General features: G+C 38.7%; 25 protein-coding genes. 7 read left to right on the plus strand and 18 right to left on the minus strand.

Annotated features, from left to right (window positions below; translation table 11 throughout):
• Positions 1 to 242 precede the first annotated feature (242 nt).
• The 4 genes from I6F47_RS17255 to I6F47_RS17270 all read right to left on the minus strand — a co-directional run bounded on the left by I6F47_RS17255 (position 243) and on the right by I6F47_RS17270 (position 4,813).
• Positions 243 to 575: a YnfA family protein gene (locus I6F47_RS17255; protein WP_007378102.1), complete on the minus strand. Its 333-nt coding sequence runs from the start codon at positions 573 to 575 to the stop codon at positions 243 to 245.
• A 77-nt stretch (positions 576 to 652) separates the two neighbouring features.
• The gene (locus tag I6F47_RS17260; protein WP_007583983.1) at positions 653 to 1,522 is read right to left on the minus strand and encodes an MYG1 family protein; all 870 of its coding nucleotides are present in this window, start codon (positions 1,520 to 1,522) and stop codon (positions 653 to 655) included.
• Positions 1,523 to 1,755: 233 nt separating this feature from the next.
• Positions 1,756 to 2,217 (minus strand): GNAT family N-acetyltransferase, encoded by a 462-nt coding sequence (locus tag I6F47_RS17265; protein ID WP_007583982.1) that lies wholly within the window; start codon positions 2,215 to 2,217, stop codon positions 1,756 to 1,758.
• A gap of 343 nt (positions 2,218 to 2,560) precedes the next feature.
• A complete protein-coding gene (locus tag I6F47_RS17270; RefSeq protein ID WP_197184283.1) occupies positions 2,561 to 4,813 on the minus strand; it encodes a sensor domain-containing phosphodiesterase in 2,253 nt (750 codons plus the stop codon).
• Positions 4,814 to 5,124: 311 nt separating this feature from the next.
• Between I6F47_RS17270 and cysZ the strand changes: the two genes are divergently transcribed.
• A complete protein-coding gene (gene cysZ, locus I6F47_RS17275; protein ID WP_010554723.1) occupies positions 5,125 to 5,835 on the plus strand; it encodes a sulfate transporter CysZ in 711 nt (236 codons plus the stop codon).
• 72 nt (positions 5,836 to 5,907) lie between these two features.
• Here cysZ and I6F47_RS17280 read toward each other — a convergent pair whose 3' ends face one another.
• From I6F47_RS17280 to hemA, 14 genes are all read right to left on the minus strand, one after another.
• Complete coding sequence (locus I6F47_RS17280; protein WP_197112243.1) at positions 5,908 to 6,429, minus strand: hypothetical protein; 522 nt, start codon at positions 6,427 to 6,429, stop codon at positions 5,908 to 5,910.
• 1 nt (position 6,430) lies between these two features.
• Positions 6,431 to 9,739 (minus strand): PKD domain-containing protein, encoded by a 3,309-nt coding sequence (locus tag I6F47_RS17285; RefSeq protein WP_197184261.1) that lies wholly within the window; start codon positions 9,737 to 9,739, stop codon positions 6,431 to 6,433.
• A gap of 16 nt (positions 9,740 to 9,755) precedes the next feature.
• Entirely contained in the window at positions 9,756 to 10,841 is a 1,086-nt protein-coding gene (rlmM, locus tag I6F47_RS17290) for a 23S rRNA (cytidine(2498)-2'-O)-methyltransferase RlmM (protein ID WP_007583974.1), read from the minus strand.
• 17 nt (positions 10,842 to 10,858) lie between these two features.
• Entirely contained in the window at positions 10,859 to 11,227 is a 369-nt protein-coding gene (locus I6F47_RS17295; protein WP_007583972.1) for a DUF423 domain-containing protein, read from the minus strand.
• A 19-nt stretch (positions 11,228 to 11,246) separates the two neighbouring features.
• Positions 11,247 to 11,882, minus strand: a complete 636-nt coding sequence (locus tag I6F47_RS17300) for an alpha/beta family hydrolase (protein WP_165725707.1) — start codon at positions 11,880 to 11,882, stop codon at positions 11,247 to 11,249.
• A 2-nt stretch (positions 11,883 to 11,884) separates the two neighbouring features.
• Positions 11,885 to 12,787 carry a transcriptional regulator GcvA gene (locus I6F47_RS17305; RefSeq protein WP_002958561.1) on the minus strand — a complete coding sequence of 301 codons (903 nt, stop codon included), beginning with the start codon at positions 12,785 to 12,787 and terminating at the stop codon, positions 11,885 to 11,887.
• A 121-nt stretch (positions 12,788 to 12,908) separates the two neighbouring features.
• Complete coding sequence (kdsA, locus tag I6F47_RS17310) at positions 12,909 to 13,763, minus strand: 3-deoxy-8-phosphooctulonate synthase (protein WP_007583968.1); 855 nt, start codon at positions 13,761 to 13,763, stop codon at positions 12,909 to 12,911.
• 9 nt (positions 13,764 to 13,772) lie between these two features.
• Positions 13,773 to 15,026: a DUF819 family protein gene (locus tag I6F47_RS17315; RefSeq protein ID WP_007583967.1), complete on the minus strand. Its 1,254-nt coding sequence runs from the start codon at positions 15,024 to 15,026 to the stop codon at positions 13,773 to 13,775.
• A 14-nt stretch (positions 15,027 to 15,040) separates the two neighbouring features.
• A complete protein-coding gene (locus I6F47_RS17320) occupies positions 15,041 to 15,868 on the minus strand; it encodes a tetratricopeptide repeat protein (protein ID WP_007583966.1) in 828 nt (275 codons plus the stop codon).
• A 149-nt stretch (positions 15,869 to 16,017) separates the two neighbouring features.
• Positions 16,018 to 16,392 (minus strand): SirB2 family protein, encoded by a 375-nt coding sequence (locus I6F47_RS17325; protein ID WP_007583965.1) that lies wholly within the window; start codon positions 16,390 to 16,392, stop codon positions 16,018 to 16,020.
• A gap of 29 nt (positions 16,393 to 16,421) precedes the next feature.
• The gene (locus tag I6F47_RS17330) at positions 16,422 to 17,966 is read right to left on the minus strand and encodes a response regulator (RefSeq protein WP_007583964.1); all 1,545 of its coding nucleotides are present in this window, start codon (positions 17,964 to 17,966) and stop codon (positions 16,422 to 16,424) included.
• Positions 17,967 to 18,020: 54 nt separating this feature from the next.
• Positions 18,021 to 18,860 carry a peptide chain release factor N(5)-glutamine methyltransferase gene (gene prmC, locus I6F47_RS17335; RefSeq protein ID WP_010554719.1) on the minus strand — a complete coding sequence of 280 codons (840 nt, stop codon included), beginning with the start codon at positions 18,858 to 18,860 and terminating at the stop codon, positions 18,021 to 18,023.
• 2 nt (positions 18,861 to 18,862) lie between these two features.
• Positions 18,863 to 19,948, minus strand: a complete 1,086-nt coding sequence (gene prfA, locus I6F47_RS17340; RefSeq protein ID WP_007583962.1) for a peptide chain release factor 1 — start codon at positions 19,946 to 19,948, stop codon at positions 18,863 to 18,865.
• A gap of 7 nt (positions 19,949 to 19,955) precedes the next feature.
• Complete coding sequence (hemA, locus tag I6F47_RS17345) at positions 19,956 to 21,212, minus strand: glutamyl-tRNA reductase (RefSeq protein WP_010554718.1); 1,257 nt, start codon at positions 21,210 to 21,212, stop codon at positions 19,956 to 19,958.
• Positions 21,213 to 21,295: 83 nt separating this feature from the next.
• Between hemA and lolB the strand changes: the two genes are divergently transcribed.
• The 6 genes from lolB (at position 21,296) to ychF (ending at position 26,289) form a co-directional block, all read left to right on the plus strand.
• The gene (gene lolB, locus I6F47_RS17350) at positions 21,296 to 21,883 is read left to right on the plus strand and encodes a lipoprotein insertase outer membrane protein LolB (protein ID WP_197184262.1); all 588 of its coding nucleotides are present in this window, start codon (positions 21,296 to 21,298) and stop codon (positions 21,881 to 21,883) included.
• Positions 21,884 to 21,885: 2 nt separating this feature from the next.
• Complete coding sequence (gene ispE, locus I6F47_RS17355) at positions 21,886 to 22,743, plus strand: 4-(cytidine 5'-diphospho)-2-C-methyl-D-erythritol kinase (protein ID WP_010554716.1); 858 nt, start codon at positions 21,886 to 21,888, stop codon at positions 22,741 to 22,743.
• A gap of 88 nt (positions 22,744 to 22,831) precedes the next feature.
• A complete protein-coding gene (locus tag I6F47_RS17360; protein ID WP_007583957.1) occupies positions 22,832 to 23,779 on the plus strand; it encodes a ribose-phosphate pyrophosphokinase in 948 nt (315 codons plus the stop codon).
• 149 nt (positions 23,780 to 23,928) lie between these two features.
• Positions 23,929 to 24,540 carry a 50S ribosomal protein L25/general stress protein Ctc gene (locus I6F47_RS17365; protein ID WP_007583956.1) on the plus strand — a complete coding sequence of 204 codons (612 nt, stop codon included), beginning with the start codon at positions 23,929 to 23,931 and terminating at the stop codon, positions 24,538 to 24,540.
• 19 nt (positions 24,541 to 24,559) lie between these two features.
• Positions 24,560 to 25,144 (plus strand): aminoacyl-tRNA hydrolase, encoded by a 585-nt coding sequence (gene pth, locus I6F47_RS17370; protein ID WP_331458562.1) that lies wholly within the window; start codon positions 24,560 to 24,562, stop codon positions 25,142 to 25,144.
• 53 nt (positions 25,145 to 25,197) lie between these two features.
• On the plus strand, positions 25,198 to 26,289 hold the full coding sequence (gene ychF, locus I6F47_RS17375) for a redox-regulated ATPase YchF (RefSeq protein ID WP_197184263.1): 1,092 nt from the start codon (positions 25,198 to 25,200) through the stop codon (positions 26,287 to 26,289).
• Positions 26,290 to 26,595: the final 306 nt, after the last annotated feature.

The raw sequence follows: 26,595 nt of genomic DNA on the forward strand, positions 1-26,595 counted from the left end.
ACATCCACCAGCTTCAATAGTTGCTTGGCGCATATGTAGCGTTAGGTACTACCTGTCGTAGTGAAGTTGTTATATTTTATTGGCAGTTTGAAAATAATCGAGGTAGGACTTTAAATGGCACTAGGGTGTGTTTATCTTTGGAGGTAGAAATTGCAGCTGTGCCTTTGGTTTTTAGCCAAGGCAGGGCCTATATGTGTTTCCCCCTATAAATAGGCGCTTTTTATTTATTGAGTATGAGCCAGCTATGCACTTTTTGGTGCGAACATAATTATAGCCATACCTAGCAGTGCAACTAAACCACCAATAATATCCCACATAGTAAGCTTTACGCCATCAACAACCCATAACCATAATAGCGCAACACAAATATATACGCCGCCATAAGCTGCATACACGCGCCCTGCTGCAGTAGGATGTAAAGATAGCAACCATGCAAATAGTGCCAAACTTAAAGCCGCAGGAATTAAAAGTAAAATACTTTTATCTTGCTTAAGCCAAAGGTAAGGCAAATAACAACCCACTATTTCTGCTAAGGCTGTAATAGTAAAAAGTGCGATTGTTTTTAGTTCAAACATAATGCTCCACGCTAAGATAACAAGCATAACAATCTATATAAATTGTTATGCTTAGTATTCGTTATGAATCTGCGTTGTTATTCGCTAAGCGCCATAGTGGCAAGCTTCATTGTGCTTTCAAACGACTTAGTGCCCGCTATAAATAAGCCATTGTGACAGAACACAGCGTCATCAATACCGGTTTCATCTACAAACGCTTGATCAGATAAACCTGACCATGCTTTAGGAAGCGGTTTTCTATCTTCAAACGAGCCAGGCTCAACGGGTACTGTTTGTAATATCCATTGCCCAGAATGCGATGGGTAAACCATGTATAGCGCATCGCTTGATAAGATATGCACTGTTTTTTTCCACGGTGTGTATTTTTCAAGCACTATAACTCTGGCATCTTCTGCATTTTCAATTGCTTTAGCAACAATCGCCTTTGCATTTACACTACCGTGAGCTGAGGCGATAAAACGAATGAGCATGCGAGCTGCAAATTCAACAGCTTCATCAAAACAGGTATCAAAGTTACTCTCTTCTTCCCACGTAGGGTTAAACATTGAGATTGTTTGGCTCAAGCTTATTCCCTTTGATACACCTTCAACATGACCACAATCAATGGCATCAATGGTTGAAACTAAGCCCGAATCGACTCTGTCAGCCACGGCTTGGTTATCATCACACAGCGCTAAGCCGTATTTTTTCCACACTAAACCAAATGATGAAAAAGGAATGCCATTTTCTCGCTCGCCTGCACCACCGCGTTGATGATGATCAAAGCGATTAGTTTCAGGATCGTATTCGCCACCTACATCAATTACAAAGTCGGCACTCTCTATAAGCGCTTTATCGCGAGTACGTACCAGTTTAAACGTTGGCAAAACATGTTTAAGTACCGCAATACTAAAAACGTCATCTGCATGAAAATTACCATTGTGGGTTACTACTGTTATTTCGCTCATTTGTTTATTGCTACTTTTAGAAAAGATAAAAATTCTCGCTTTGTAAGTTAGTCACTAATTATCGAGGCAGATTTTATACGAAGACAGGTGTTAAAAACAGTGAAGTATTTTTTGCATCACTATAAAAGCTGCTTTTATAGTTAATAGTTTGAGTATGACTTTTATTACAAGGTAATAATGAGGCCAGATATTTACGACATATTAAGCTTTAACATGTCGTAGCGTTAATAAGCTTATTGGCTAAGCCCTAACTCCATAAATACACTTTGTGGATTATCTACATATGAGCCAAAACTGCTACAGCGTTTAAAGCCTAAATTTTCATATAAATTGATTGATTTTATTTGTTTTGGACCTGTTTCTAAACGTATTAACGGGATTTGCTTTTCGCCAGCTTGATGTAATAAAATCTGCATAATGCGTCTTGATAGCCCTTTACCACGATGACTTGGTTTTACATATAAACGTCTTATTTCGCCATAAGGCTGAGTATCAAATTTCTCTACAATCGCACCACAGGCAATAATACCTTCATCAGTTTTTAAACCAATAGCATACACATTAGGTAAGGTTAATTCGTTTAACTCCAGAGACTGCGCTGTAGCAACAGGGTATAAAGAATTTATAAGTCGGTCTATATCGTCAAATACATTTACTACATCGGGATCATTAGGGTTCAAATCGACTAACTGCATAAAGCTTCCATTCATTGTTATAAGTTTATTAAGCTTTAAATAATATATTCAAGCGGGCATAGCTTAGCATTGTTTAACCAAAAAATCTTTAGTCCTTATTTAGCATATAGTTTGGGGAATTTTAGCAGCTAGAAAAAGTAAAATGACTTTGCATATGGGGAGTTTTTGTTAGGTTATTACCAATTAGTAAATATTGGCCTTTAGGTAATTAAGCTCTAAGAGCATTTCGTACCAATTTGCTCAATTAAATGATCTATTTTGAGATAAGAAAATCGTGTCGATAACAAGGCAGAATTTTTTAACACAGTTACCACCAGATTTAATCCCTCTAATTGATTAAGTATTATTGCGGATTGCTATTAGCACTATGCCATTTTAAATAACGTTCTTTATCCATCGGCTTTGCAACTAAGTAGCCTTGCATAGTGTCAATATTCATTTTTTTAAGTAAGTCATACTGCTCTGTTGTTTCTACGCCTTCTGCAACGACCACTAAGTTTAAGCTTTTTCCTAAACTGATAATTGTTTGCGCGATATTAAAGCCAATCTCATTATCTAAAATTTTATCAATAAAGCTTTTATCTATTTTTAATTCTTTAACAGGAAACGCACTTAAGTAAGCTAAGCAAGAGTATCCAGTTCCAAAATCGTCAATCGAAAATAAAAAGCCAGCCGCAATGAGCTCTTTCATTTGCCTAATTGTATAATCTATATCACTAGAGAGCATTGACTCGGTTATTTCTAACTTAATTTGTAATGCTCGAATATCAAATTCATTGATAGTGTTGAACAGCTCACCTTTTAAATTTGATGAATTGAACTGACTTTGACTAATATTAATTGAAACACTAAACGAGTCGTCAATGATAGCGCTTGCTTTAAGCTCATTAATTAAAATACATATATCATGCAAAACAATATTTTGTAGTTTTTGAATAAGTCCGTATTGCTCTGCAATAGGTATAAATTCGTTTGCTGTTATCAGCCCTCTTTGAGGATGGTTCCACCTAATAAGTGCTTCAGCACCTACAACATCACCCTGCGTATTAACTTGTGGCTGAAAGTAAGCACAAAACTCATTAGACGCAATTGCTCTCACTATGTCGGTTTCTAGCTCTGTTTGCTTTTCAAGTAGTGTTTGCAAGGCTGGGTCGTAAAAGCTGCTGCTATTACCCCCTTTATTTTTAGAACAATACATAGCAGTATCTGCAAATTTTAATATATTGTCAGCCTGTGCGTTTACGCTATCAATTAGGCAAATGCCGATGCTACAGCTTACTTGAAATGCAAGGTTGCCCACTTCAAACTTATCATGAAAAGCTCTTTGAATTTCTTTAGCAACGGCTTTACATTCTAGAATTGCCTGCTTTGTATTTTGGCCTATGTGTTTAAGCAAAATAATAAATTCATCACCACCCGCTCTGGCCAGTGTATCTGAGCCTTTTATTATTGCGCTTAACCTTTTTGATAATTCCACAAGTACTTCATCACCCGCACTGTGCCCAAGTGAATCATTAATACGCTTAAAGTTATCTAGGTCTAAAAATAATAATGCCCCTATATTTTTGTTACGCTTAACACTCTCTACACATCGGCTTAATTTGTCGCTAAGCATCCTTCTATTTGGAAGATTAGTTAATGGATCGTAAAAGGCGAGCTTATGAACTTCTTGCTCAGCCTTTTTCTTTATTGAAATATCTCTGGCCATCCACACTACATGTCTTTTTGTAGGACTACTGGGATTGTAATGATCTAGAGCGGCAGCTCGTCCCTCAAAAACTATGCCCCCTTTGGGAACATTTAATTCATATTCAAATATTTGCATCTCGTTAGTCGAGAGTGTTGTTTCGATGACATCCATTATCATCTTCGCATCTTTTTGAGGAAGTAGGTCTTTAACATTTTCGCCAATAAGATCCGTGGTCGAATCAAGCAGTAACTCATTAGAGGTACCATAAACATCGGTATATGTGCCATCCTCACTTAAAATGAGGATGAGATCAGGCATTACTTTGGTGAAGGCTTTAAATTTTTCATTACTGTGCTGTAAATTAAAGACAAGCTGTTTTGCCTTCTCAAATTCGTTACTTTTCTCAAGAGCAATACTTGAAAAGTGCACAAAAAAATCTATTAATTCTAAATCTTGCTCTGATGGGGTTTTAGGGGTGCTGTGATAAATAGCAAAGGTGCCTAACAAATCAGCTTGAGTTGAAAGAATAGGTGTTGACCAACATGACTTAAGATCAAACTTTAGCGCTAAATCTTTAAAGTCCTCCCAAAGCGGTGAGGTTTCAATATTTTCTACAATTGTGCGCGATTTCGAAAATGCAGCAGTACCACATGAACCTACTTTTGGCCCTATGTGAACTCCATTAAGCAAACTACAGTACTCTGGGTGAATATTAGGGGCTGCGCAATGAAAAAGCTGCTGGCCTTTAACTGATAAAATAGAACACCTAGCAGACTCATCATTAATAATCTGCTCTATTGATAAACAAATTTCAGTAAGCACCTCATTTAAAGGTACCCCTAATGCAATTTTAGATAAAATGCCTTGCTGGTGAGATAATAACTTTTTTAACCTATCCGTACCCATTTTCACTTGCTCGCATTATTTATACATATTGATACAACAAAAAGCCTCTGGCAGATGCTTTTTTCTACGTAGTAAAGTTCAGTATAGTCATGATTAGTAAGTTCATTCTTTTATTAATAAAAAACTAACCGGGTCTACATTGATTAATCATAATTGCATATTACTAAACACCTGTAGTTACTATATAACCAAAACCGCAACATTAAAGCTAACACTTTGTTACTTAAAATTACTGTTCAAAATTATTAAGCTATTTATACTATAACTAATGGTAAATATTTTTTGAGGTTACAGTGCAGATCACACAAGGTATGGAATATTTTTTTTCGGGATTTAAATTAATTAGCCAAAAAGGGTTAAAGCGCTTTGTACTTATCCCGCTTTTAATTAATGTTCTGCTATTTGGTAGTTCGTTGTTTTTCTTATTTGGATGGCTAAGTGATAGCTTTAGCTACATCAGTAACATGCTACCAGAATGGTTAAGCTGGCTTGAATGGCTAATGTGGCCAATTGCTGTATTAGTCGTATTATTTAGCTACAGTATGCTATTTACTATAATCACTAATTTTATTGCAGCCCCATTCAATGCTTTATTAAGCGAAAAAGTTGAGCTTTATTTAACGGGTCAAAAAATTAACGATGATGGTTTTTCCGAATTAGTTAAAGATGTACCTAGAATGCTTGCCCGTGAGTGGACGAAGTTGTGCTATTACCTTCCTCGCGCTATTGGTTTTTTCATACTACTTTGGGTTTTACCTGTCATTGGCCAAATACTATGGGTTTTGTTTACTTGTTGGATGTACGCGGTGCAGTATGAAGACTATGCGTTTGATAACCATAAAATTGGCTTTAAGCAGATGAAAGACGATTTAAAATCTAAGCAAGGTTTATCATACGGGTTTGGTTTTGCTGTTATGTTATTAACGGCTATACCCTTTGTAAACTTAATAGTTATGCCTGTAGCTGTGTGTGGTGCAACACGTTTGTGGGTCGATAATTATCGACCAAAATACCGTAGTTAATTAAGAGGTTGCTGATTTTTCAATATTCAAAGGTCACGGCACCCGAGATAAAAAAGCACCTAAGGTGCTTTTTCAATCTATTTTTAAAGCAATAAACTCAAGCGATGCACGCCTTGGTAATGCGACACTTTGTTTATCTACTTCTTCAAATTTTTTAATCAAAATACTAAAGCGCTGATTGTTAAAATTAACGGCTGTAACTTCACCAATTTTTATACTGTAGTTTTGCTGCTGATCAAACAGCTTTAGTGTTCGCCCTTTTATACGCTCTACGAATAAGTAAGGTGTTTGGTCTGGCATCTTTAAACGGATAACATTGATTTTACTTAACTCATGTACCGCCACCCAATTTTGACTCTGCATTAACGTATTATAACTACTAATGCCTTCAGGCTGATAAACAACATCTTGGTTTATAACGCATGTCTTACAGCCCTTTACTGATTCAACTCGCCAGTCAATAGCTATATTTTTGTAATATAAATTGTCATTTTTTAGTAACCATTCACGTGCATTGTTAGTATCGCTACACGCTATTAGTAAGCTTAAAAAACTACTACAAACAATAAACTTAATACTTAACCCTAGTTTCATATTAATGCTCTTTAATTGCTTTTAACTCAGCAATAATTGCACTACTTGGCTGCGCTTCTTTTATATAACTGGGCAGCGTTTCAATATTAGTAGGTGAGCTTTGTAAATTATACACCTTACTATTATTAGTATTTGGCACGCCAAATCGATTACCTGCACTTTGCATATAAAACTGCAAATTAAGCATGCTCCACTCATTTACATCACTAAGTATTGATATTGTATTATCTTGGTTAGTATCAAAGCTGGTTAAGCTTTCGGTGTTAATTGCATTACAGTTAAAATCAACAGGTAGTGAGCCATTTCGATTTAGCCCCTGTGCTTCAAGTATTGTGCTCTCATTTAAATCTGCTGAACTACCACTTGAATAATCAATAATAAAATCATCTGTAGAGCCTAAATGACTATTAGTATTTGGTGTAATATCGCAGCTAGCATTGCCGGGATAAAAACGCTCATAATAACGATCGCCTTCGTTATTACCTATTGTTGATAAACCCGCTAATTGATATAAATAATTCATAGAGCTTAAATGATTAGGCTTAAAGTTAACCTCTTCATCGCCACCATGGTATAAGCCTAAGTTATGGCCTAGCTCATGAAAGATAGTTGATGCTTGATAATTATAAGTTACATTGGTTGCTATTTGCGTATCGAGCGTTAAGCCCCAGCCCCCCATAGTTACCATTAAATCATTACCGCTGATCTCAGCAATACCCGATCCACTAATACTGCCATCTTCATTTCCACTACTTGCCATTAATAAGTAATGAAAAATGGGTCTGCGGGTTATATCGGTATATTCCATTTTATAAGCAAACAAATTAGGGCTACTTAAATCGTACTCAAACGGAGTATAACTATTAAAAGGGACAACATTTCCGCCACCTAAATCAAAGTTTTGCGGCGCAATATCGCTATTTTGATCAAATAAGTCACCTACATCAAAATGAACGGTATAGCCTTTACTTGCAAATACACTAACAATTTTTTCAAGTGCAGTTCGATGAGGCGTTATTCCAACATCACTACTATCCATATAATCTATTTCAATAAATATATCTTTTTGTGAAGTACGCGCTCCCCATTCATATAAAGGCAGCCCACCAAATGTTGCCCCCTCTACCTCTGCGCAATCTGGAATACCGTCTTCATCATCATCTATTGAGCAAGATATATCGTTAGGCCCTGCCGGAGTATTGAATACTGAGTAGTTCCAGTCTGTATTTTGGTTGGTATCGGTTGCGCCGAGCGTACGCTTTAAGCTGGCGCTCTGCTCTGGCAGTATTTGTGCAGCATTTTCGCCTTGCCACTGCGAGGCTGTTACAGGCTCTTGGGTTGAATTTCCAAACTTAACAAAGTCGATAGTTTGTGTACCCGCACTATTAAGTAATTCTGCAAAACCATTTATGTACCAATAAGGCCTAATTTGATCATTCGCGCTACCAACAAGTACAAGCTTAGTGTTATTTAATGACGCACTTGCTAAAAAATCATCGCCAAAGCGGCTTTGTAAAATAATATAGGCGCCATTTAAAAGCTCTTTATTAGGCAGCGCAAATACTTGCTCATCACTCAACGTACTATCAGACATATTAATACTGCGAGCTTTAAGAGAGTAGTCTTGTAAATTTACTGTCGCACCGGTGCCGTTATAAAGTTCAATCCAAGGTAAGTCATTACTAAATTGCACAGATGAAAGCTCTGTTATTTTTATATCTTGGCTAGAAGTTGTAAACGAGGTGGCAGTTTGCGCCAAAATAGTTGTGCTATCAAAATTAGCTAAATCAGCTGTAACACGAACAATATATTGAGTGTCTTCATCAAAGCTTGCGCTTAAATTTACAGTATGAAAATAAGTACTTGTGTCGCTGGTAGTACCCGACAAACTTTCAATAGTTAAGGCCAAGCAAGTAGTAAAATTATCTGCTGATACTTGTACGCTTCCAGTACAAGTACCACTACTAGAGTTAACGGCTAAAGTACTCACGAGCATAATATCTGAAAATGTAATGCTAACAGGGCTATCTACAAATACTGGTTCATTACTATTTTGGGGCGTTACATTACTAATTGTAGCGGGCGTTGAATCAACAACGGTAACATTCAATACAAATTCAGTTGTGTCTTTTGTATCAGTCGCCGTTAACGTATAGCTTTGTGGAGTGATACTGTTTGCAGGAGGTGTGTAACTAAAACGTAAGGCTTGGTCATCAATAACACTGATTTGCGCTCCATTTAAATCATCACCAAAGTCAATCTGTACGCTATCGTTATCTGCGTCGCTAACCACTAAGCTAAATTCTGTGGCTTGGTTATATTGCACATTTATATTTACATCATCGGCAGTCGGTGGGTTATTTGGGGCTAATATTAAAACTATTTTCTGGGCGTTATTTGTAGCGTTATCGTCATCGGTAACAGTTACTACAAACGTTACATTGGTATTTTGCGCAACAGTGGGCGCATTAAAGCTAATACTTGTTTCTGTTTGGGTAAGTTCAACTACAGGGCCACTTGTTTGCTGCCAGGTTATGCTATTAATACTGCCATCGCTGTCCTGTGCATCTGCAACTAGGGTTACACTGTCATCTTTTTCAGCTTCATCTGGGCCTGTAACAATGACTGTTGGCGCGCTATTTACTTGATTAATTAAAACCGTTTTACTCGCTTGAGCGCTTTTACCGGCATTATCTGTTACGGTTACGCTAAAGCCTAGCGTTGTATTTTCAGATACATTAGGGGCAGTAAAACTAAGTACACCATCTGATTGGCTAAAATCAACATTATCTCCCGCAGACTGAATCCAACTAATAGTGCTTATGGTTCCATCTGTATCTTGAGCGTTAGCAACTAAGCTTACTTGTGTGTTAGCAAGTGCACTACTTGGGCCTGTAATATTAACTGTAGGTGCATTATTTTGATAAGTGATAGTGCCTGAAAATACTTGTTGTGCAGTAGCACCTGAATTATCAGTAACAGTAACTGAAAAACTAAAGGTCGTGTCAGTGGTTACACTCGGTGCAGTAGCTGTAAGCGTATTGCCATTAACAATAAATGTAAATTCAGGACCACTAAGTTGTTGCCATTGATAATTGGCTATTTGCCCGTCACTATCACTTGCAAGCGCAGTAATAGTAAACGATTGGTTAGAGACAATAACGTTACTACTAACAGAGAGCGTAACACTGGGCGCAGCGTTACCAGAGGGCGTAGTTGAATCACTACCTTCTCCGCCGCCGCCACAACCTGTGATTAAAAGTGATAAAAAAAGTAAACTTAGCCATTTATTAATATTGTTTTTTACCACTTTTAGCCTCTACATATTAACTATACAAATTTTGTGGCACCTTAGTAACGTTTAAATGAACGGTTATTTCCTCACGATCATGATAGAGATGTTTAGCTTGTAACTCGTAATTAATGCTATGTTTCTCAAGCTCTTTTCTTATCATCGAAAGACATTCATAAACACTATCAAAGCGTTTTTTCATAGGTAGTTTTAAGTTAAATATAAACTCTTTTGCGTATGCATTTACTGCCCAGTCAATCATTAGCGTAGTCACTTTGGTTGGTTTTTCCACCATATCGCACACTAACCAAGTAATATTTCTTTTTTCTGGGCGATATTTAAAACCATCTGCTCTAAAATGTTTAACTTGACCCGTTTGCATTAAATCGTCATTCATTGGGCCGTTATCAATAGCACTTACAAACATACCTCGGCGTACAAGCTGATAAGTCCAACCACCCGGGCATGCACCTAAATCAACACTGCGCATACCTGCTGCCACGCGTGATTCACGTTGTTGCTCAGGAATAAATACATTAAACGCTTCGTCGAGTTTTAACGTTGAACGACTCGGTGCATCGCTTGGCATACGAAGGCGTAAAATACCCATGAAAAATGGAGAATTATTAAAGCTATACGAGTAACCAACATAAGCCGTATTGTTTGTTAAAAACATGACATGCATTACTGGGCGGTTTGCTTTTGGCTCACGCAGTACTGTATTTTGTTTTTCGAGGGCTTTTTTAAGCGGCGTTGATATTTTTTTACAGAACGTTAAAAGCTCTTTGCCTTCATTTGTATCTGGCGTTTCTACGCGCAGTTCTGAGCACAATGTAAAATCTTTAGCAGCTTCAACTACTGCACTTACACGGTCCTCTACTGGCATGTTTTCAAGTAATGTACCGGCAAACCATTGGCGTGCAAACACCATATTTTTAAAATCGACTTTTTTGATTATTTCGTCGCTGTGATGCGCTTCAAAACATTCGTAAACAACATAACCTGTATTTGGCTTTGCTTTTACATACCCTGCAAAACCCTGCTCTGCAGCATGAAACGTTATTTCAGCAGCGGCATCGCTTTCAAAACCACTACGACAATAAATCACAACACTAGACATATTAACCCTTAAACTCTTTAAAACTTAAATCGTGCAACTTGCACTAAAATAACAATCCAACCAATAATAAAGCACAATCCACCAAGCGGTGTTATCGGCCCTAGCCACTTCATATCTGTTAGAGCGAGTAAATATAAACTGCCACTAAAAAGTAGTGTGCCCGTTATAAAAAAGCCACCAGCCCAACTCAGGTTTATGCCCCATTTAATTAAAATAGCCACCGCAATAAGTGCAAGGCCATGCACCATTTGATACTCAGCAGCTGTTTTAAAAACCCCTAATGAATACTCCGATAAACGGCTTTTTAAACCATGGGCAGCAAATGCACCTAACATAACCGAGAGCATACAAAAAATACTGCCGGCCATTAAAAATAATTTAATCATCTAATCCCCTAATCGAGTCTTAACACATCTCTACTTGTTGCTTAATAAATTCAACGGCACTTAACGCTGCTGTTTCTCTATTTTGCAGTTCAGTTACGCCACTTTTTTTACGTGGTTTTAATGAATGATCGCCATCAGTCAGCCATGTGAGTAAAGGCTGTTTTGGCATTTCCATAGTAAGCAGTTCTTCACGTGTACCAAATGTATCTCGCTCACCCTGTAATACTAAAAAAGGGCAAACAATATCAGCAAAATGATCGGTGCGTAACTTTTCTGGCTTACCCGGCGGATGAAATGGATAACCAAATGCAATAACACCCGAAAGTCTTTGCTCTGTGCTACACGCAAGCATTGATGCCATGCGTCCGCCCATCGATTTACCGCCTATAAATAACGGTAAATCTGGCTGCGCCTGACCAAGCACTTGCTCATAATAAGTAAGTAGCTTTGGCGCTCGCTCTGGAGGCCTACGTTTATTAGTTTGTTTAGCAATTTGCATATATTCAAAATCAAATAAACCAACATCAACACCTTGCTCGCTTATTAATTTTGCCATATGTTGCATAAAGTCAGAATCGCTACCGGCACCTGCACCATGCGCAAATATAAACTGTGCAATTGCAGGTTGTGCGGTGCTTTTAAACCATTCAATCATTATTAATACTCATGTTCTTGTTCATGCTCTACTAAGCTCAGCATCCACTCTTTAAACGAAACTATTTTACCAAGCTCTGTTTGCGATTCGCGAAGCACTAAGTAATATGCATTTTTACTTTCTAGACTGTGATTAAACGGAATAACCAAACGCCCTGCATCTATGTCGGGTTTAGCTAATACACTATTACCAATTGCCACACCTTGCCCATGTACTGCAGCTTGTAACACCATTGATGAGTGACTAAATATAGGTCCTTGATTTACCTGAATGTTACGCACGCCTGCAGTTTTCATCCACGTTTTCCAGTTTTTGCGTGTGGTATCATGCAATAAGGTGTGATGCGCTAAATCACTAGGTTGATCAAGCGGCTTTAATCCGCTTAATAACATAGGACTACAAAGTGGTACTAAATATTCGGTATGAAGTTTGTACGCTTGTACGCCATTCCAATGACCTCTTCCATAGTAAATAGCAATATCTACGTCATCAGTCAGTGAGTTTTCATCTTGATCTTGTGCTTTTATTCGCACGTCTATCTCTGGGTGTAACTCATTAAACAAACTCAAACGAGGCACTAACCACTGAATAGCAAAACTTGGTGTTAGACTAACTGTTAATGAGCCCTTAGCACCACGGGCTAATAGCTTTTCAGTTGCATCAATAAGCTGAGTAAAAATCTCTTTTATATCTAAAAAATAGCCTTGGCCTTCTTCAGTTAATAATAATGAGCGGTTTTTACGTAAAAACAACTTTAAACCTAAATGCTCTTCAAGTGTTTTTATTTGATGACTTACTGCCGCCTGCGTTACATAGAGCTCTTCTGCAGCCTTAGTAAAACTTAAATGACGCGCAGCCGCTTCAAAGGCTTTTAATGCGTTTAATGGAGGTACCCGTCTTGACATAATAACCAAGCTTAGAATTAGTTTTTCTTATGCGTGAGATTATATACATCATATAAGTTTGTGTATATTAAAGGCATAAAAAAAGCGACCTGAGTCGCTTTTTAATAAACATCATGCTTAATTATAAATCGCTTGCACTTGTATCAAGTGGGGCAAAGCTTTTAATTAAATCATCAACCGCTTTCATTTGCGTTAAGTATCCTTCTAACTTACTAAGCGCTAGCGCACATGGGCCATCGCATTTAGCTTCGTTAGGGTTTGGATGCGCCTCAATAAATAAACCTGCAATACCTAGCGCCATACCGCTGCGTGCAAGCTCTGCTGCTTGTGCTCGACGACCATCAGCAGAGTCAGCTCGGCCACCAGGGCGCTGAAGTGCATGTGTTGCATCAAAAATAACAGGCGCCATTGCTTTCATGTCATCCATACCCAGCATATCAACCACTAGGTTGTTGTAACCAAAGCTAGAACCACGCTCACAAAGTGCGATGTTATTATTACCCGCTTCATTAAATTTAGTAATGATGTGGCGCATTTCATGTGGCGCTAAAAACTGTGGTTTTTTCACGTTAATAATTGCACCTGTTTTAGCCATCGCCACAACTAAATCTGTTTGACGTGCTAAAAAGGCTGGTAACTGAATTACATCAACAACTTCAGCAACAGGTGCTGCTTGATGCGGTTCATGTACATCAGTAATAAGCGGTATGTTGAAAGTCTTTTTAATCTCTTCAAATATTTTTAAACCTTCTTCCATACCAGGACCACGGTACGAATTGATTGAAGAACGGTTAGCCTTATCAAATGACGCTTTAAATACATAAGGAATATTGAGTTTCGTCGTAACTTCTACGTAATGCTCTGCAACACGCATAGCTAAATCGCGAGATTCTAATACGTTAATACCACCAAACAATACAAACGGTTTGTTGTTTGCTAGTTCAATTTCATTAATTTTAATAATTTGGTCTTTCATTTAAATTCCTTACGGTGCAACTGCTTGCATCATTAATCCACAAATATAAGCCATATAAGTACCCACACCATAGCCCAGTACAGCTAACAGGACACCAACAGGCGCAAGCGAAGGGTGAAATGCTGATGCTACAACAGGTGCAGACGCTGCACCGCCCACATTAGCCTGCGAGCCCACTGCCATATAAAATAACGGTGCTTTAATTAGTTTAGCTACTACTAACATTATGCTTGCATGCACTAACATCCAAATGGCACCAACTAAAAATAACCCTGGGTTATTAAAAATAGCGGTTACATTCATATGCAAACCAATCGATGCAACTAAAATATACAAAAAGCTAGAGGCTACTTTTGAAGCGCCAAACGCTTCTATTTGTCTAACTTTAGTAAACGATAAGCCTATGCCAATCGTTGTTGATATAACAATTAGCCAAAAGAATTTACTGTTTAAGCTGTATTCTTTTGCCCACTCATAAGTCGTGCCAAAGTACGGACCTAAAAAGTCAGCACAAAAATGCGCTAAACCGGTTATACCAAATGCAATTGCAAGCAGCGTCATGTAATCGTTAAGAGTAGGAATACGGGCATGTTCAGCGTGATAGGCTTCAACACGTTTTTTTAAATCTTCAATTGCGCTTGTATCAGCACCCGTAGCTGCATCAATCTTTTTATGGTTTGCTGCCATTAACAATAAAACAGCCATCCAAATATTCGCGACTATTACATCTACTGTAATCATTACAGAAAATATATCACCACCCACTTCAAACATCTCTTTCATTGAGGCTTGGTTAGCACCACCGCCAATCCAGCTACCCGCAACGGTTGTCATACCGCGCCATACTGCATCGGGCCCATGACCACCAACAATACTTGGATCAAATGCACTCACGACTAAAATAGCTAATGGCCCACCAATAACAATACCGAGTGTACCCACTAAAAACATAATGAGGGCTTTCGGGCCTAAATTAATAATAGCTTTTAAATCAATACTAATGGTAAGCAGTATTAAACAAGCAGGCAATAAGTAGCGCGAAGCCACATAATAAACATTGGATTTATTACCATCTACAATACCAAAGGTATTTAATAGTGAAGGTAAAAAGTAACACAGTAGTAAAGCAGGTACGTATTTATAAAATCGTTTTAAAGCTGGACGCTCACTGTTTGAGGTTTTAAAAATAAACCCCAAAATAATAGCAAGCAAACCAAGCACAACGGCATCATTTGTAATTAATGCGCTTTGAGTTTCAACCATAATTATTCCTATTCTTAATGGTGCGTTTTATTATTATCTTCTAGTTCTTCTATTTGGTGTTGAATTATCTCTATTGCAGGATCATCCGGACACTCATCGACAAAAAACTGTAAATCATCACGTGCCATTTTAGGGCAACCGAGCTGATTTAATAAGTAACCTCTGTCGCGTCTCTCATACGGGTCGTCGCCTATTAGCTCCATTAGCATCTCTACACAGGTCAAAGCATGACCAAATTTGTTTTCGCTAATGAAAGACCATTTTTGCTGAGCTAAAAATAGCTTATATACTTCGTCATCAAAAATTAACTCTAAAGGTTCTTGTTCTTGCCCATCATCTTCATCTGCGTTTTCAGGGATGATATACCAGCTTTGTTGCCCGCTGCTTGGCTCAATTATGTAGCCCTCTTCATCACTTATCGCCACATGAACACCAACATCACCCAGCGTAAGACTAAGATTTGCATCAAAGTTAGCTTGTTGTAAAAAGTGACAAAGTATAATTGCAAGCGTTGTTGGTGAGCCACTACGCATAGAAAGCGTATAGCTTAATGTATTTAATTTGTATTCTGGCACTTTTAAGCCTGAGGCACTAAATAGCCAATCGCTGTAAAACATATCTAATAATTTTTCGAAGCGATCGTGCTCATCACTCACTTTTAAACACAGCGCTGAAATTTGCTGTTCAAAGTCAGTTAAAGTTTCATAACATGGTGTTAAATCTATCTGAGGGTCCCATTTTGACTCTGCTTTAATACAGCGGTAAATCGCTGGAGGTGTAAATTCATCGTAAGCATCATCAAGATAAGATTCATCGTGTTCGTCAAACCCGAGGGTAGTCATTAATACTGCAACATTTTAGAAAACGAAGGCGTAGTTTACCTAACTTTAAAGCTATATACCAATATAGAGATGTTTTTGAATATTTTCTGAGAGGGAGTCGTATTTGAGCTTTATAAAACAACTATAAAGCTCAAATAGTCAGGTATTACTTAAAGCAAAAAAGCTGATTTAGACGTCGCTAAATAACCTATCGCTAAAATAACAGCAGTGTTAACTAAAACGTAAGCAACTTTAGCCGTCATTTTAGTTTGTCTGGCGCTTTTAGCCCCAATACCAATATATATAACCACTAAAACTATTTTTTCTAATAGCCAATATTGTTCAAACGGGTTAATTTTAGCCATAAATATAAGCGTAAGTGCAGACACTAATAGCAAAGTATCTATACTATGACTACCAATCATTACCGCTTTATTTTTTGCTAATTTACCACTGCCCATTCGCGAAAATGCGCGAACATAAAATAAAATCACACTCAACATCGCAATTGCCATGTGTGAATGCTTTACTGCTAAATAATCCATATGCCCCTGTACTTCTGTTTTATAAAAATTTAATCAGGAAAACGGTTAAGAACCGCTTCTAACTCATCAAGCTTCTCGTTAAATACTTCAACCAATTTTGGTTCAAAGTGTGTGCCTTTTTGAGCGTTAATTTCATCAACTACGTTTTGCAGTGTCCAAGGTTCTTTATAGCATCGTTTATGGCGAAGTGCATCGTATACATCAGCAAGTGCAACTATACGACCAAATACATTAATTGCGTTTCCGCTTAAACCTTGTGGGTAACCAGAGCCATCCCATTTTTCATGATGCTCTTTTGCAATAATTGCGCCTGCACTAACAATCTCATGCGGCGAGTCTTTTAAAATAGTATAGCCTTTATCAGTATGGGTTTTCATCACTTCCCATTCTTGGGCGTCTAACTTTGCTGGTTTATTTAATACCGCATCAGGAATGCCCACTTTGCCTACATCATGAAGAGGCGACGCCAACCTTACTAAATCAGCATCATGCTTAGATAAGCCATACCCTTGTGCCAATATATGACAAATATGTGCTACACGCTTAACATGATTACCCGTTTCTGTTGAGCGTTGCTCTACCGCTTCACTTAACCTGTAAACAAGCTCTTGTTGCGTTGCTTCTATTTCAGACTGAAGTTGTACATTTTCAAACGCAAGTTGCACGTTTTGAGAAAAAATCTTAATTAAATGGCGCTGAGTATCCGTTAAATCCTTTGGAATACCTGATATAAATAGCATCGAATTATGATTGTACTCACTGCTACAATACGCAAATAAGTAGTTATCTTTATAAATAATGCTTTTTTCATTAAGCGCCTGATGACATGCACTTAACTGTTCAGCTTGTAATACCTCATCGAGCTCTTTACCTTCACTTTTTTCAAAGTCACCGGTACCCGAGCAAACAATTAATTTTTTATTATTTTGTGCTTCAGGATTTTGCGCAACTAAAGTAGTTGCATACATAGCTTGATCAGCAATACCGAGTAAAGAAGTTAACTGCTGCATAACGCCTTCAATAAAGTGCTCTATTGAATGCGCTGAAAAAATATCACGGGACGCTATAATTATTTTCTCAAGCCCTTCGCGTGACTGCTCAATCGAAATAATATCCCGATACGAACGCAGGCTAGACATAATAACAGTAAATAACTTTTGAGCCGTTAGCTCTGTTTTAGATTTGTAATCGTTAATATCATAATTAATAATTACTTGTCGTTCAGGTGCTTGACCAGGTTGACCCGTTCTTAAAATAATTCGAATATGATTATTTTTAGCTTCTTCACGAATAAACTTAGCAACTTGCAAACCGGCATCATCGGTCTCCATTACTACATCAAGTAGTACAATGGCTGCATCTGGATGCTCTTTCACAAGCTCTTTTGCTTCAGCACCTGAGTACGCACTAATAAATTCTAGGCGTTTATTTTGAAACTCAAAATCACTCAACGCTAGTTTTGTAACAGCATGAACTTCAGGTTCATCATCAACGATTAATACTTTCCAGGTACCGAGTTCAATCTCATTGATTGCTTCTTCTGGCTCATCTGAAAATAAAAAATCACCCATCATAGTCGAAATTCCTTCATGGCATTATTTAACGCACTAGCAGGCAATTATTATTCTTTAGGGCCACTGTGCAAACGTTACACGGTCATTATCACCAAAGTCTTTCACTGTTTTAATATTCACAAATGCCATTTTTTTGAAAAAATGACGAACAGCTTCACCTTGCTCAAAACCGTGTTCTATTAAAAGATAGCCACTAGATAACAAATAGTCACGTGATTGTGTAATTATTTGTTTAATATCAGACATTCCACAATCATCAGCCACTAATGCCGACAAAGGCTCAAAGCGCACATCGCCCTGATTTAAATGTATATCACTGCTTTCAATATAAGGCGGGTTAGTGACAATTAGGTTGAATTTCTCACCATGTAACTCGCTAAACCAGTTGCTTTGCTTAACGTGTACATTATTAATTGCCAATCGCTGCTGGTTACGTGTAGCCAGTGCAACTGCATCGCTTACTCTATCTACTGCAATAATTTGCCAATTAGGCATTTCACTACCCAATGCCAGTGCTATTGCACCAGTACCCGTGCCTAAATCAAGCACTTTAGCTGTAGCAGGTACAGCCACTTCAAGTGCTTGTTCTACTAACGTTTCGGTATCTGGTCGAGGTATTAAAGTTGTTGCGTTAACTTCAAGCGATAAGCTCCAAAATTCACGTTGCCCCGTAATATGTGCAACAGGTTCACCGTTTAAACGTCTTTGGCAAAAGGTATTAAATTGCTGTTGTTGTTCGGCATTAAGCGCATGCTCTGGCCAAGTAAAAAGGTAACTGTGAGGTTTTTGAAGAATATGTAGAAGTAAAACTTGTGCGTCTAATTTAGCACTTTCGCTGCTAGGTGCTAATAAATTAGCGCCTGCAGCAATAGCTTGTTCAAGAGTTTGGCTCACGATTACTCGTCGCCCATAGCCGCTAATAAGTCAGCTTGATGTTCTTGCATTAATGGGTCAATAACGCAGCTTAAATCACCCGCTACCACTTCATTCAAGCGATAAAGTGTTAAGTTAATACGGTGATCGGTAATACGACCTTGTGGGTAGTTATAAGTACGGATACGTTCAGAACGATCGCCACTACCTACTAAGTCACGACGTTCAGATGCTTCTGCCGCATGGCGCTTTTCATCTTCAGCCTGTTGCAAACGTGCTGCAAGTACCGACATCGCTTTAGCACGGTTTTTATGCTGTGAACGCTGATCCTGACACTCAACCACAACACCGGTAGGTATATGTGTAAGTCGAATAGCAGAATCTGTTTTATTAACGTGCTGACCACCTGCGCCTGATGCACGAAATGTATCAACTTTTAAATCTGCGGTATTAATTTGTATCGCTTCTGCCTCTGGTACTTCCGCCATTACCGCAACAGTACACGCAGAGGTATGAACTCGCCCTTGTGACTCAGTTTCTGGCACACGTTGTACGCGGTGTACACCTGATTCAAACTTTAATTGACCGTAAACGCCTTCGCCACTAATATTTGCAATAACTTCTTTGTAACCACCGTGCTCACCTTCATTGGTGCTCACAACTTCTACTTTCCATTTTTTAGTTTCTGCATAGCGGCTGTACATACGAAATAAGTCGCCAGCAAAAATAGCCGCTTCATCACCGCCTGTTCCAGCGCGTACTTCAACAAACACGTTGTTATTATCTCGCGGATCTTTTGGCAACATTAATACTTGAATTTGATCTTCAATTACCAAAATTTGTGCTTTAGCTTCTTTATATTCTTCTTGCGCCATTTCACGCATTTCAGGATCAGAATCTTTAAGCATTTCTTCTGCACTGGCTAAATCATCTTGCGTTTCTTTGTAAGTTAAAAACGTTTTTACAATCTCTTCAAGCTCAGAGTATTCTTTTGAAAGCCCACGAAAACGATTTTGATCACTAATGACCGACGGGTCGCTTAGTAGCGCTTGTACTTCTTCGTAACGCTCTACTAAGGTTTCTAATTTATTATAAACAGACTCTTTCATTTAACGGTTATTCCTGATCAATACCTAACATTTTTTTCAACTGGTTTAGCTGCGCCACTTCACCTTTTTTCGCTGCGTCTTGTATTGCACGGGTAGGCGCGTGCATTAAGCGATTGGTTAATTTATTGGCGAGCTCTAATATAATTTTTTCTGCATCTTTACCTGTATTTAGCTGACTAACAGCACGCTCTACAAGTTCTGACTTAATTGTTTGTACATCATTTCGATAATGGCGGATTAAATCTACCGAATCGAGTGAGCGCATCCACATTGCAAATTCTTTGGTGCGTTCAGTAATAATTATTTGCGCTTGCTGTGCAGCTTGCTCACGCGCTGCCATATTCTCGCTTACAATGGTTTGTAAGTCATCAACGGAATATAAATAGGCAGCATCTAGCTCACCTACTTGGCTTTCTATATCGCGCGGAACCGCAATATCTATAAATAGCATAGGCTTGTGACGGCGCTGCTTAAGCGCTTGCTCAACCACCCCTTTACCAATAATAGGTAAAGTACTGGCGGTAGAACTAATGACTATATCGGCTTCATGTAAACGTTCTGGTAACTGTGCAAGTGCGATAACATCTGCCGACACTTCATCAGCAAGGCTGCGAGCACGTTCAATTGTTCTATTAGCTACCGTTATTTTTTTAGGCTCATTTTGATATAAATGTTTAGCAACCAGTTCAATGGTTTCACCAGCACCAATCAATAACACATTGGTTTGATCAAGCTTGCCATAAATATGTTTTGCTAAATTAACAGCCGCAAATGCAACCGACACGGCACTTGCGCCTATATTTGTTTCAGTGCGAACTTGTTTTGCTACCGAAAAGGTTTTTTGAAACAACCTATCAAAAGTAACCCCTATTGCATCGTGGGTTTTAGCACTAAAAAACGATTGCTTTATTTGCCCTAAAATTTGCGGCTCGCCTAACACAAGAGAATCCAACCCACACGCTACGCGCATTAAGTGGTTAATGGCGTCATTACCTTCATGGCAGTATATATTGCTGCTCAGTTCATGTTCATCCAAACCATGGAAACTGGCAAGCCACGTTAACAGTGTTTGGGAATTTTGCTGAGCGAGGCTACAATAGATCTCGGTTCGATTACAGGTAGACACAATAACCGCTTCATTAAAGTCGGCATGGCCACTTAATTGTTGCAACGCCTCTGAAATTTGCTCAGGCGAAAAAGCCACTTTTTCACGTAATTCTACGGATGCGGTTTTGTGATTTATACCTAGTGCTATTATGGTCATATTTGCCAAATATTGCTGAGCCCTACTTCAAAGGCGGTAATTTTACCAAAAATCAGCGGAATATGGAAAGTAAGGAACAACATTTGATTCGACAATATTTGATTTTATTCATGTTTTTTTTATTATTAGGTGGCTGTGCCCATCAAATTGATACAAAAACAACACTTTATGATGATTGGAAACCACGTTTAGCTGCTCAAAAAACTTGGCAGGTCGAGGGTAAACTCGCGTTTATAAGCCCAGAAGAGCGTCAATCTGCAAACTTAAATTGGCAGCAAACAACAAATTCCAATAATTTAATACTGACTACTTTTATTGGTACGCGTATTTTGTCGCTTAAACAAACAGTAAATGGTGCTGAATTAGAGTTTGACGGCGATGAGTACTTTGATACTAATGCTGCAGAGCTTTTAAAGCGTTTAACGGGTTTTACACTCCCTGTTGATAACGCCGATAACTGGCTTAAGGGCACCATTGACGATCAAAGTTTAGTCGTTGATGAACTAGGCCGCGCAAAGCAAGTATTATGGTTTGATAATGCAGGCAAGAAATGGCAAATAGATTACGGCACTTACGTACAAAACGCAGGTTACTGGTTACCTACTAAACTGACGTTAAAGCACCAACAAATAAAAATAAAAATTCAACTCTACGATTGGCAGTTTAAATAAGTATGAATAACAAAACCTCTTTTTCACTTATTGCTCCGGCAAAACTCAATTTATTTTTACATATTAATGCTCGCCGAGAAGATGGCTATCATGAACTAGAAACCTTATTTACTTTTTTAAATTTTGGTGATGAGTTGCATTTTGAGCTAACAACAGACGGTGGTATTTCTGTCGGTGGTGATACTAAAGACATACCCCTAAATGATAATCTCATCTATAAAGCGGCTTTATTATTACAAACACACTGTAAAACCTCTTTAGGTGTAAAAATAAATTTAATTAAACGCTTACCGATGGGCGGAGGTGTTGGAGGTGGTTCATCCGACGCTGCAAGTACTTTATTAGCCCTAAATAAATTATGGAAATTAGAACTAAATTTAGAAATCCTAGCCCAATTAGGACTTAAATTAGGGGCTGATGTTCCGGTGTTCATACAAGGGCAAAGCGCCATAGCGCATGGTATTGGTGAGAAATTACACCAGGTAAAACTTGAACAAAAATGGTACTGCGTTGTACACCCAAATCAACATGTAAGTACCGCAAAAATATTTACACATCCAGATTTAAAACGCGACACACCAAAAATAATAGGCGATTGGAAACACCATACTTTAACCAACGATTGTGAGCCTTTAGTTAAAAAGCTTTGCCCCGAGGTTGAAAAAACCCTCCAGTGGTTGCTAAAATACGCACCGTCGAAGATGACCGGAACAGGTTCATGTTGTTTTGTCGAATTTGCTAGTCAAGTTCAAGCACAAGATGTACTTGAAAATCTCCCCCATACTTGGCAGGGTTTTGTGGCTTCAAGCGCAAATGTCTCACCTGCTCATACGGAGTTAACCGCCATATTCGATCAATGAAGTAACGTACAAGTAATCATAAGTTAACTCGCAGTGGTATTTATCATTGCCCGTTAGTCCAAATATTCAGTGCCTGAGGAACCCTACCGTGCCTGACATGAAGCTCTTCGCTGGTAACGCAACACCTGAGTTAGCTCAAAAAGTTGCAAAACGTTTATATATTGAATTAGGCGATGCTGTTGTTGGCCGTTTTAGCGACGGTGAGATCAGTGTTCAAATAAATGAAAATGTTCGTGGCTCGGACGTTTTTATCTTGCAATCAACCTGTGCCCCTACAAACGATAACCTAATGGAACTTATCGTTATGGTTGATGCTCTACGTCGTGCATCTGCAGGTCGTATTACTGCCGTCATTCCTTATTTTGGTTATGCGCGCCAAGACCGTCGTGTACGTTCTGCCCGTGTTCCAATTACCGCTAAAGTTGTTGCCGATTTCTTATCAAGTGTGGGTGTTGACCGTGTTCTTACGGTTGATTTACACGCTGAACAAATCCAAGGCTTCTTTGATGTACCAGTAGACAACGTATTTGGCAGCCCTGTATTACTTGAAGATATGAAAGAACGCGACTTTGAAGACGTCGTTGTTGTATCTCCAGATATTGGTGGTGTTGTACGCGCACGTGCAATTGCAAAACTACTAAACGATACCGATTTAGCAATCATTGACAAACGCCGCCCTCAAGCAAACGTTTCTCAAGTAATGCACATTATTGGTGACGTTGAAGGTCGTGATTGTATTATCGTAGATGATATGATTGATACCGGTGGTACATTATGTAAAGCCGCAGAAGCACTTAAAGAACATGGCGCTAAGCGCGTATTTGCATACGCAACGCACCCTATTCTTTCAGGTAAAGCAGCAGAAAACTTACGTGACTCGATGATTGACGAAGTAATTGTAACTGACTCAATTCCGCTATCTGACGAGCTTAAAGCCCTTGATAAAATTAAGGTACTTACGCTTGCTGACATGTTAGCAGAGACTATTCGTCGTATTAGTAACGAAGAATCTATCTCAGCGATGTTTGAACACTAAAATTAAACATTCCTGAGTATAAAAGCGCCTTTTGGCGCTTTTTTTGTAAGCGATGTTTATTTTGTCTGGGCGTGGTGGTATGATAGCGCGCCTTTTGGCTAGGGACCTTGGTCGCAAAGGCCCTACACATTTTAATAACTGGAGACATCATGTCTAACAAAACTTATACATATAACGCTGAACTTCGCGTAGAAACTGGTACTGGTGCGAGCCGCCGCCTACGTCGCGAAGACAAAGTTCCTGCAATCCTTTACGGAGCTGACAAAGAAGCTTTATCTCTTACTTTTGCTCATAAAGATATGATCAAAGCACAAGAAGACGAAGGTTTTTACACGCATATCCTTACGCTTAACGTAGATGGCGAAGCTGTTGAAGTAATCTTAAAAGATATCCAACGCCACCCATTCAAGCCTAAGCTTACTCACCTTGATTTCCAACGTGTAGATGCTACTCATAAATTTCAAACTAAAGTTCCTCTTCACTTCATCGGTGAAGATATTGTAACTAAAGCTGGCGCAACTGTTGTTCACCAGTTAACTGAAGTTGAAATTACGTGTCTTCCAAAAGCACTTCCAGAATTCATTGAAGTAGATGTTTCTAAGTTTGTTGTTGGCGATTCTGTTCATATTTCTGACCTTACTTTCCCTAAAGGCGTTAGCTCTGTAGATTTAGGTAAAGGCGAAGGCTATGATCAGTCTATCCTGACTATCAAAGCAAACAAAGCAGCTCCAGTTGAAGACGACGCTGCAGCAGCAGAATAATTTTTAAGGTCTCGCAACCTTGAATTCTATTCAAATGCTTGTGGGCCTGGCTAATCCAGGCCCCGAATACGCAAACACACGCCACAATGCAGGTGCTTGGTTCATCGAGCAAATCGCTGCACGCTACAACTGCACCCTAAAATACGATCCTAAATATCACGGCCTTACAGGCAAAGTGATCATTCAAGGCCAAGAATTCAAATTATTGATCCCCACTACTTACATGAATTTAAGTGGTAAAGCGGTCGGTAGTTTAGCTAATTTTTTCAAAATTCCTGTCGAGGACATTTTAGTTGCCCATGACGAATTGGATTTAGACCCAGGCGTTGCCAAGTTAAAAAAAGGCGGCGGGCATGGCGGTCATAATGGTTTAAAAGACATTATTGCAAAAATGGCAAATCAAAAAGACTTTATGCGCTTGCGCATTGGTGTAGGTCATCCGGGGCATCGTGAAATGGTTATTGGTTGGGTGCTTGGAAAAGCGGCCAAAGCAGACCAAGAAAAAATGGATGCTGCTGTTGATGAAGCAGTTCGTTGCATGGAAATACTTGCAAAAGATGGTGTGTTAAAAGCACAAAACAGACTACATTCGTTTAAACCCTAGTAACTTGGGTCCAAGTACACCGTTTAAACGAATTCTAAACAAGGTATCTTACTATGGGTTTTAAATGTGGCATCGTTGGCTTGCCTAACGTTGGTAAATCAACGCTTTTCAATGCACTAACTAAAGCGGGTATTGAAGCCGCTAACTTTCCTTTTTGTACCATTGAGCCTAATACAGGTGTGGTACCTGTGCCAGATCCTCGTCTAGACGAACTTGCTAAAATAGTTAATCCTCAACGAGTTCTTACCACCAGTATGGAATTTGTAGACATTGCTGGCTTAGTAAAAGGCGCATCTAAAGGTGAAGGCCTTGGTAACCAGTTTTTAGCTAACATTCGTGAAACCGATGCAATTGGCCACGTAGTTCGCTGTTTTGAAGATGAAAACATCATCCACGTAGCAGGCACTATTGACCCTGCTGACGATATTGACGTAATCAACACTGAGTTAGTACTTGCTGATATGGATAGCGCTGAAAAAGCCCTTTTCCGTAATTCAAAAAAAGCAAAAGGTGGCGATAAAGACGCTAAAGAGCAAAATGCTGTACTTGAAAAAGTAAAAGTGCATCTTGACGAAGGCTTAACTTTACGTGGTCTAGCACTAACTAAAGAAGAAAAAGCAGCAATCAGCTCTATTAACTTCTTAACGATTAAACCAACAATGTATATTGCAAACGTTGCTGAAGATGGTTTTGAAAATAACCCATACCTTGACCGCGTACGCGCTATTGCCGCAGCTGAAGATGCGATTGTTGTTCCTGTATGTGCCGCTATCGAGTCTGAGCTTTCAGAACTAGATGACGAAGACAAGCTAGAGTTTATGGCTGATCTTGGTCTAAAAGAGCCAGGTCTTAACCTTGTTATTCGTGGTGGTTATGAATTACTACAATTACAAACTTATTTCACAGCTGGCGTAAAAGAAGTACGCGCATGGACAATCCCTGTAGGTGCAACAGCACCACAAGCAGCGGGTAAAATCCATACCGACTTCGAGCGTGGCTTTATCCGTGCGCAAACTATTGCTTTTGACGACTTTGTTGCCTTTAAAGGTGAGAGTGGCGCAAAAGAAGCAGGTAAGATGCGTCAAGAAGGTAAAGAGTACATTGTTAAAGATGGCGATGTAATGAACTTCTTGTTCAACGTATAAGTACAAATTAAACCAATTTCACTTGGTAATAATTTTTAAAGGCTCGTTTTTACGAGCCTTTTTTGTATTTAAGCATTATAAAAATAATAATTAGCCTCAACTAGTCTATCTTTGTAATATCGCTTAATTAAAGAAGTACAGGGTTAATTAAGATTCCGCGCCTTAAAGGCAGCTAAAAAAACAGCATTTTTATTAAATTTTAGCCTGTTAGCTTAATTTTCCTGCAAACAAACACAGTTAAGTGTTTTTTTGCAAAAAAGGTGTTGACGAATTTGGGTCATATCAGCATAATACGCCCCGCACTCA

Origin of the sequence: Pseudoalteromonas sp. NZS37, from assembly GCF_015864265.1 — a bacterium.
Classification (GTDB): Bacteria; Pseudomonadota; Gammaproteobacteria; order Enterobacterales; family Alteromonadaceae; genus Pseudoalteromonas; species Pseudoalteromonas arctica.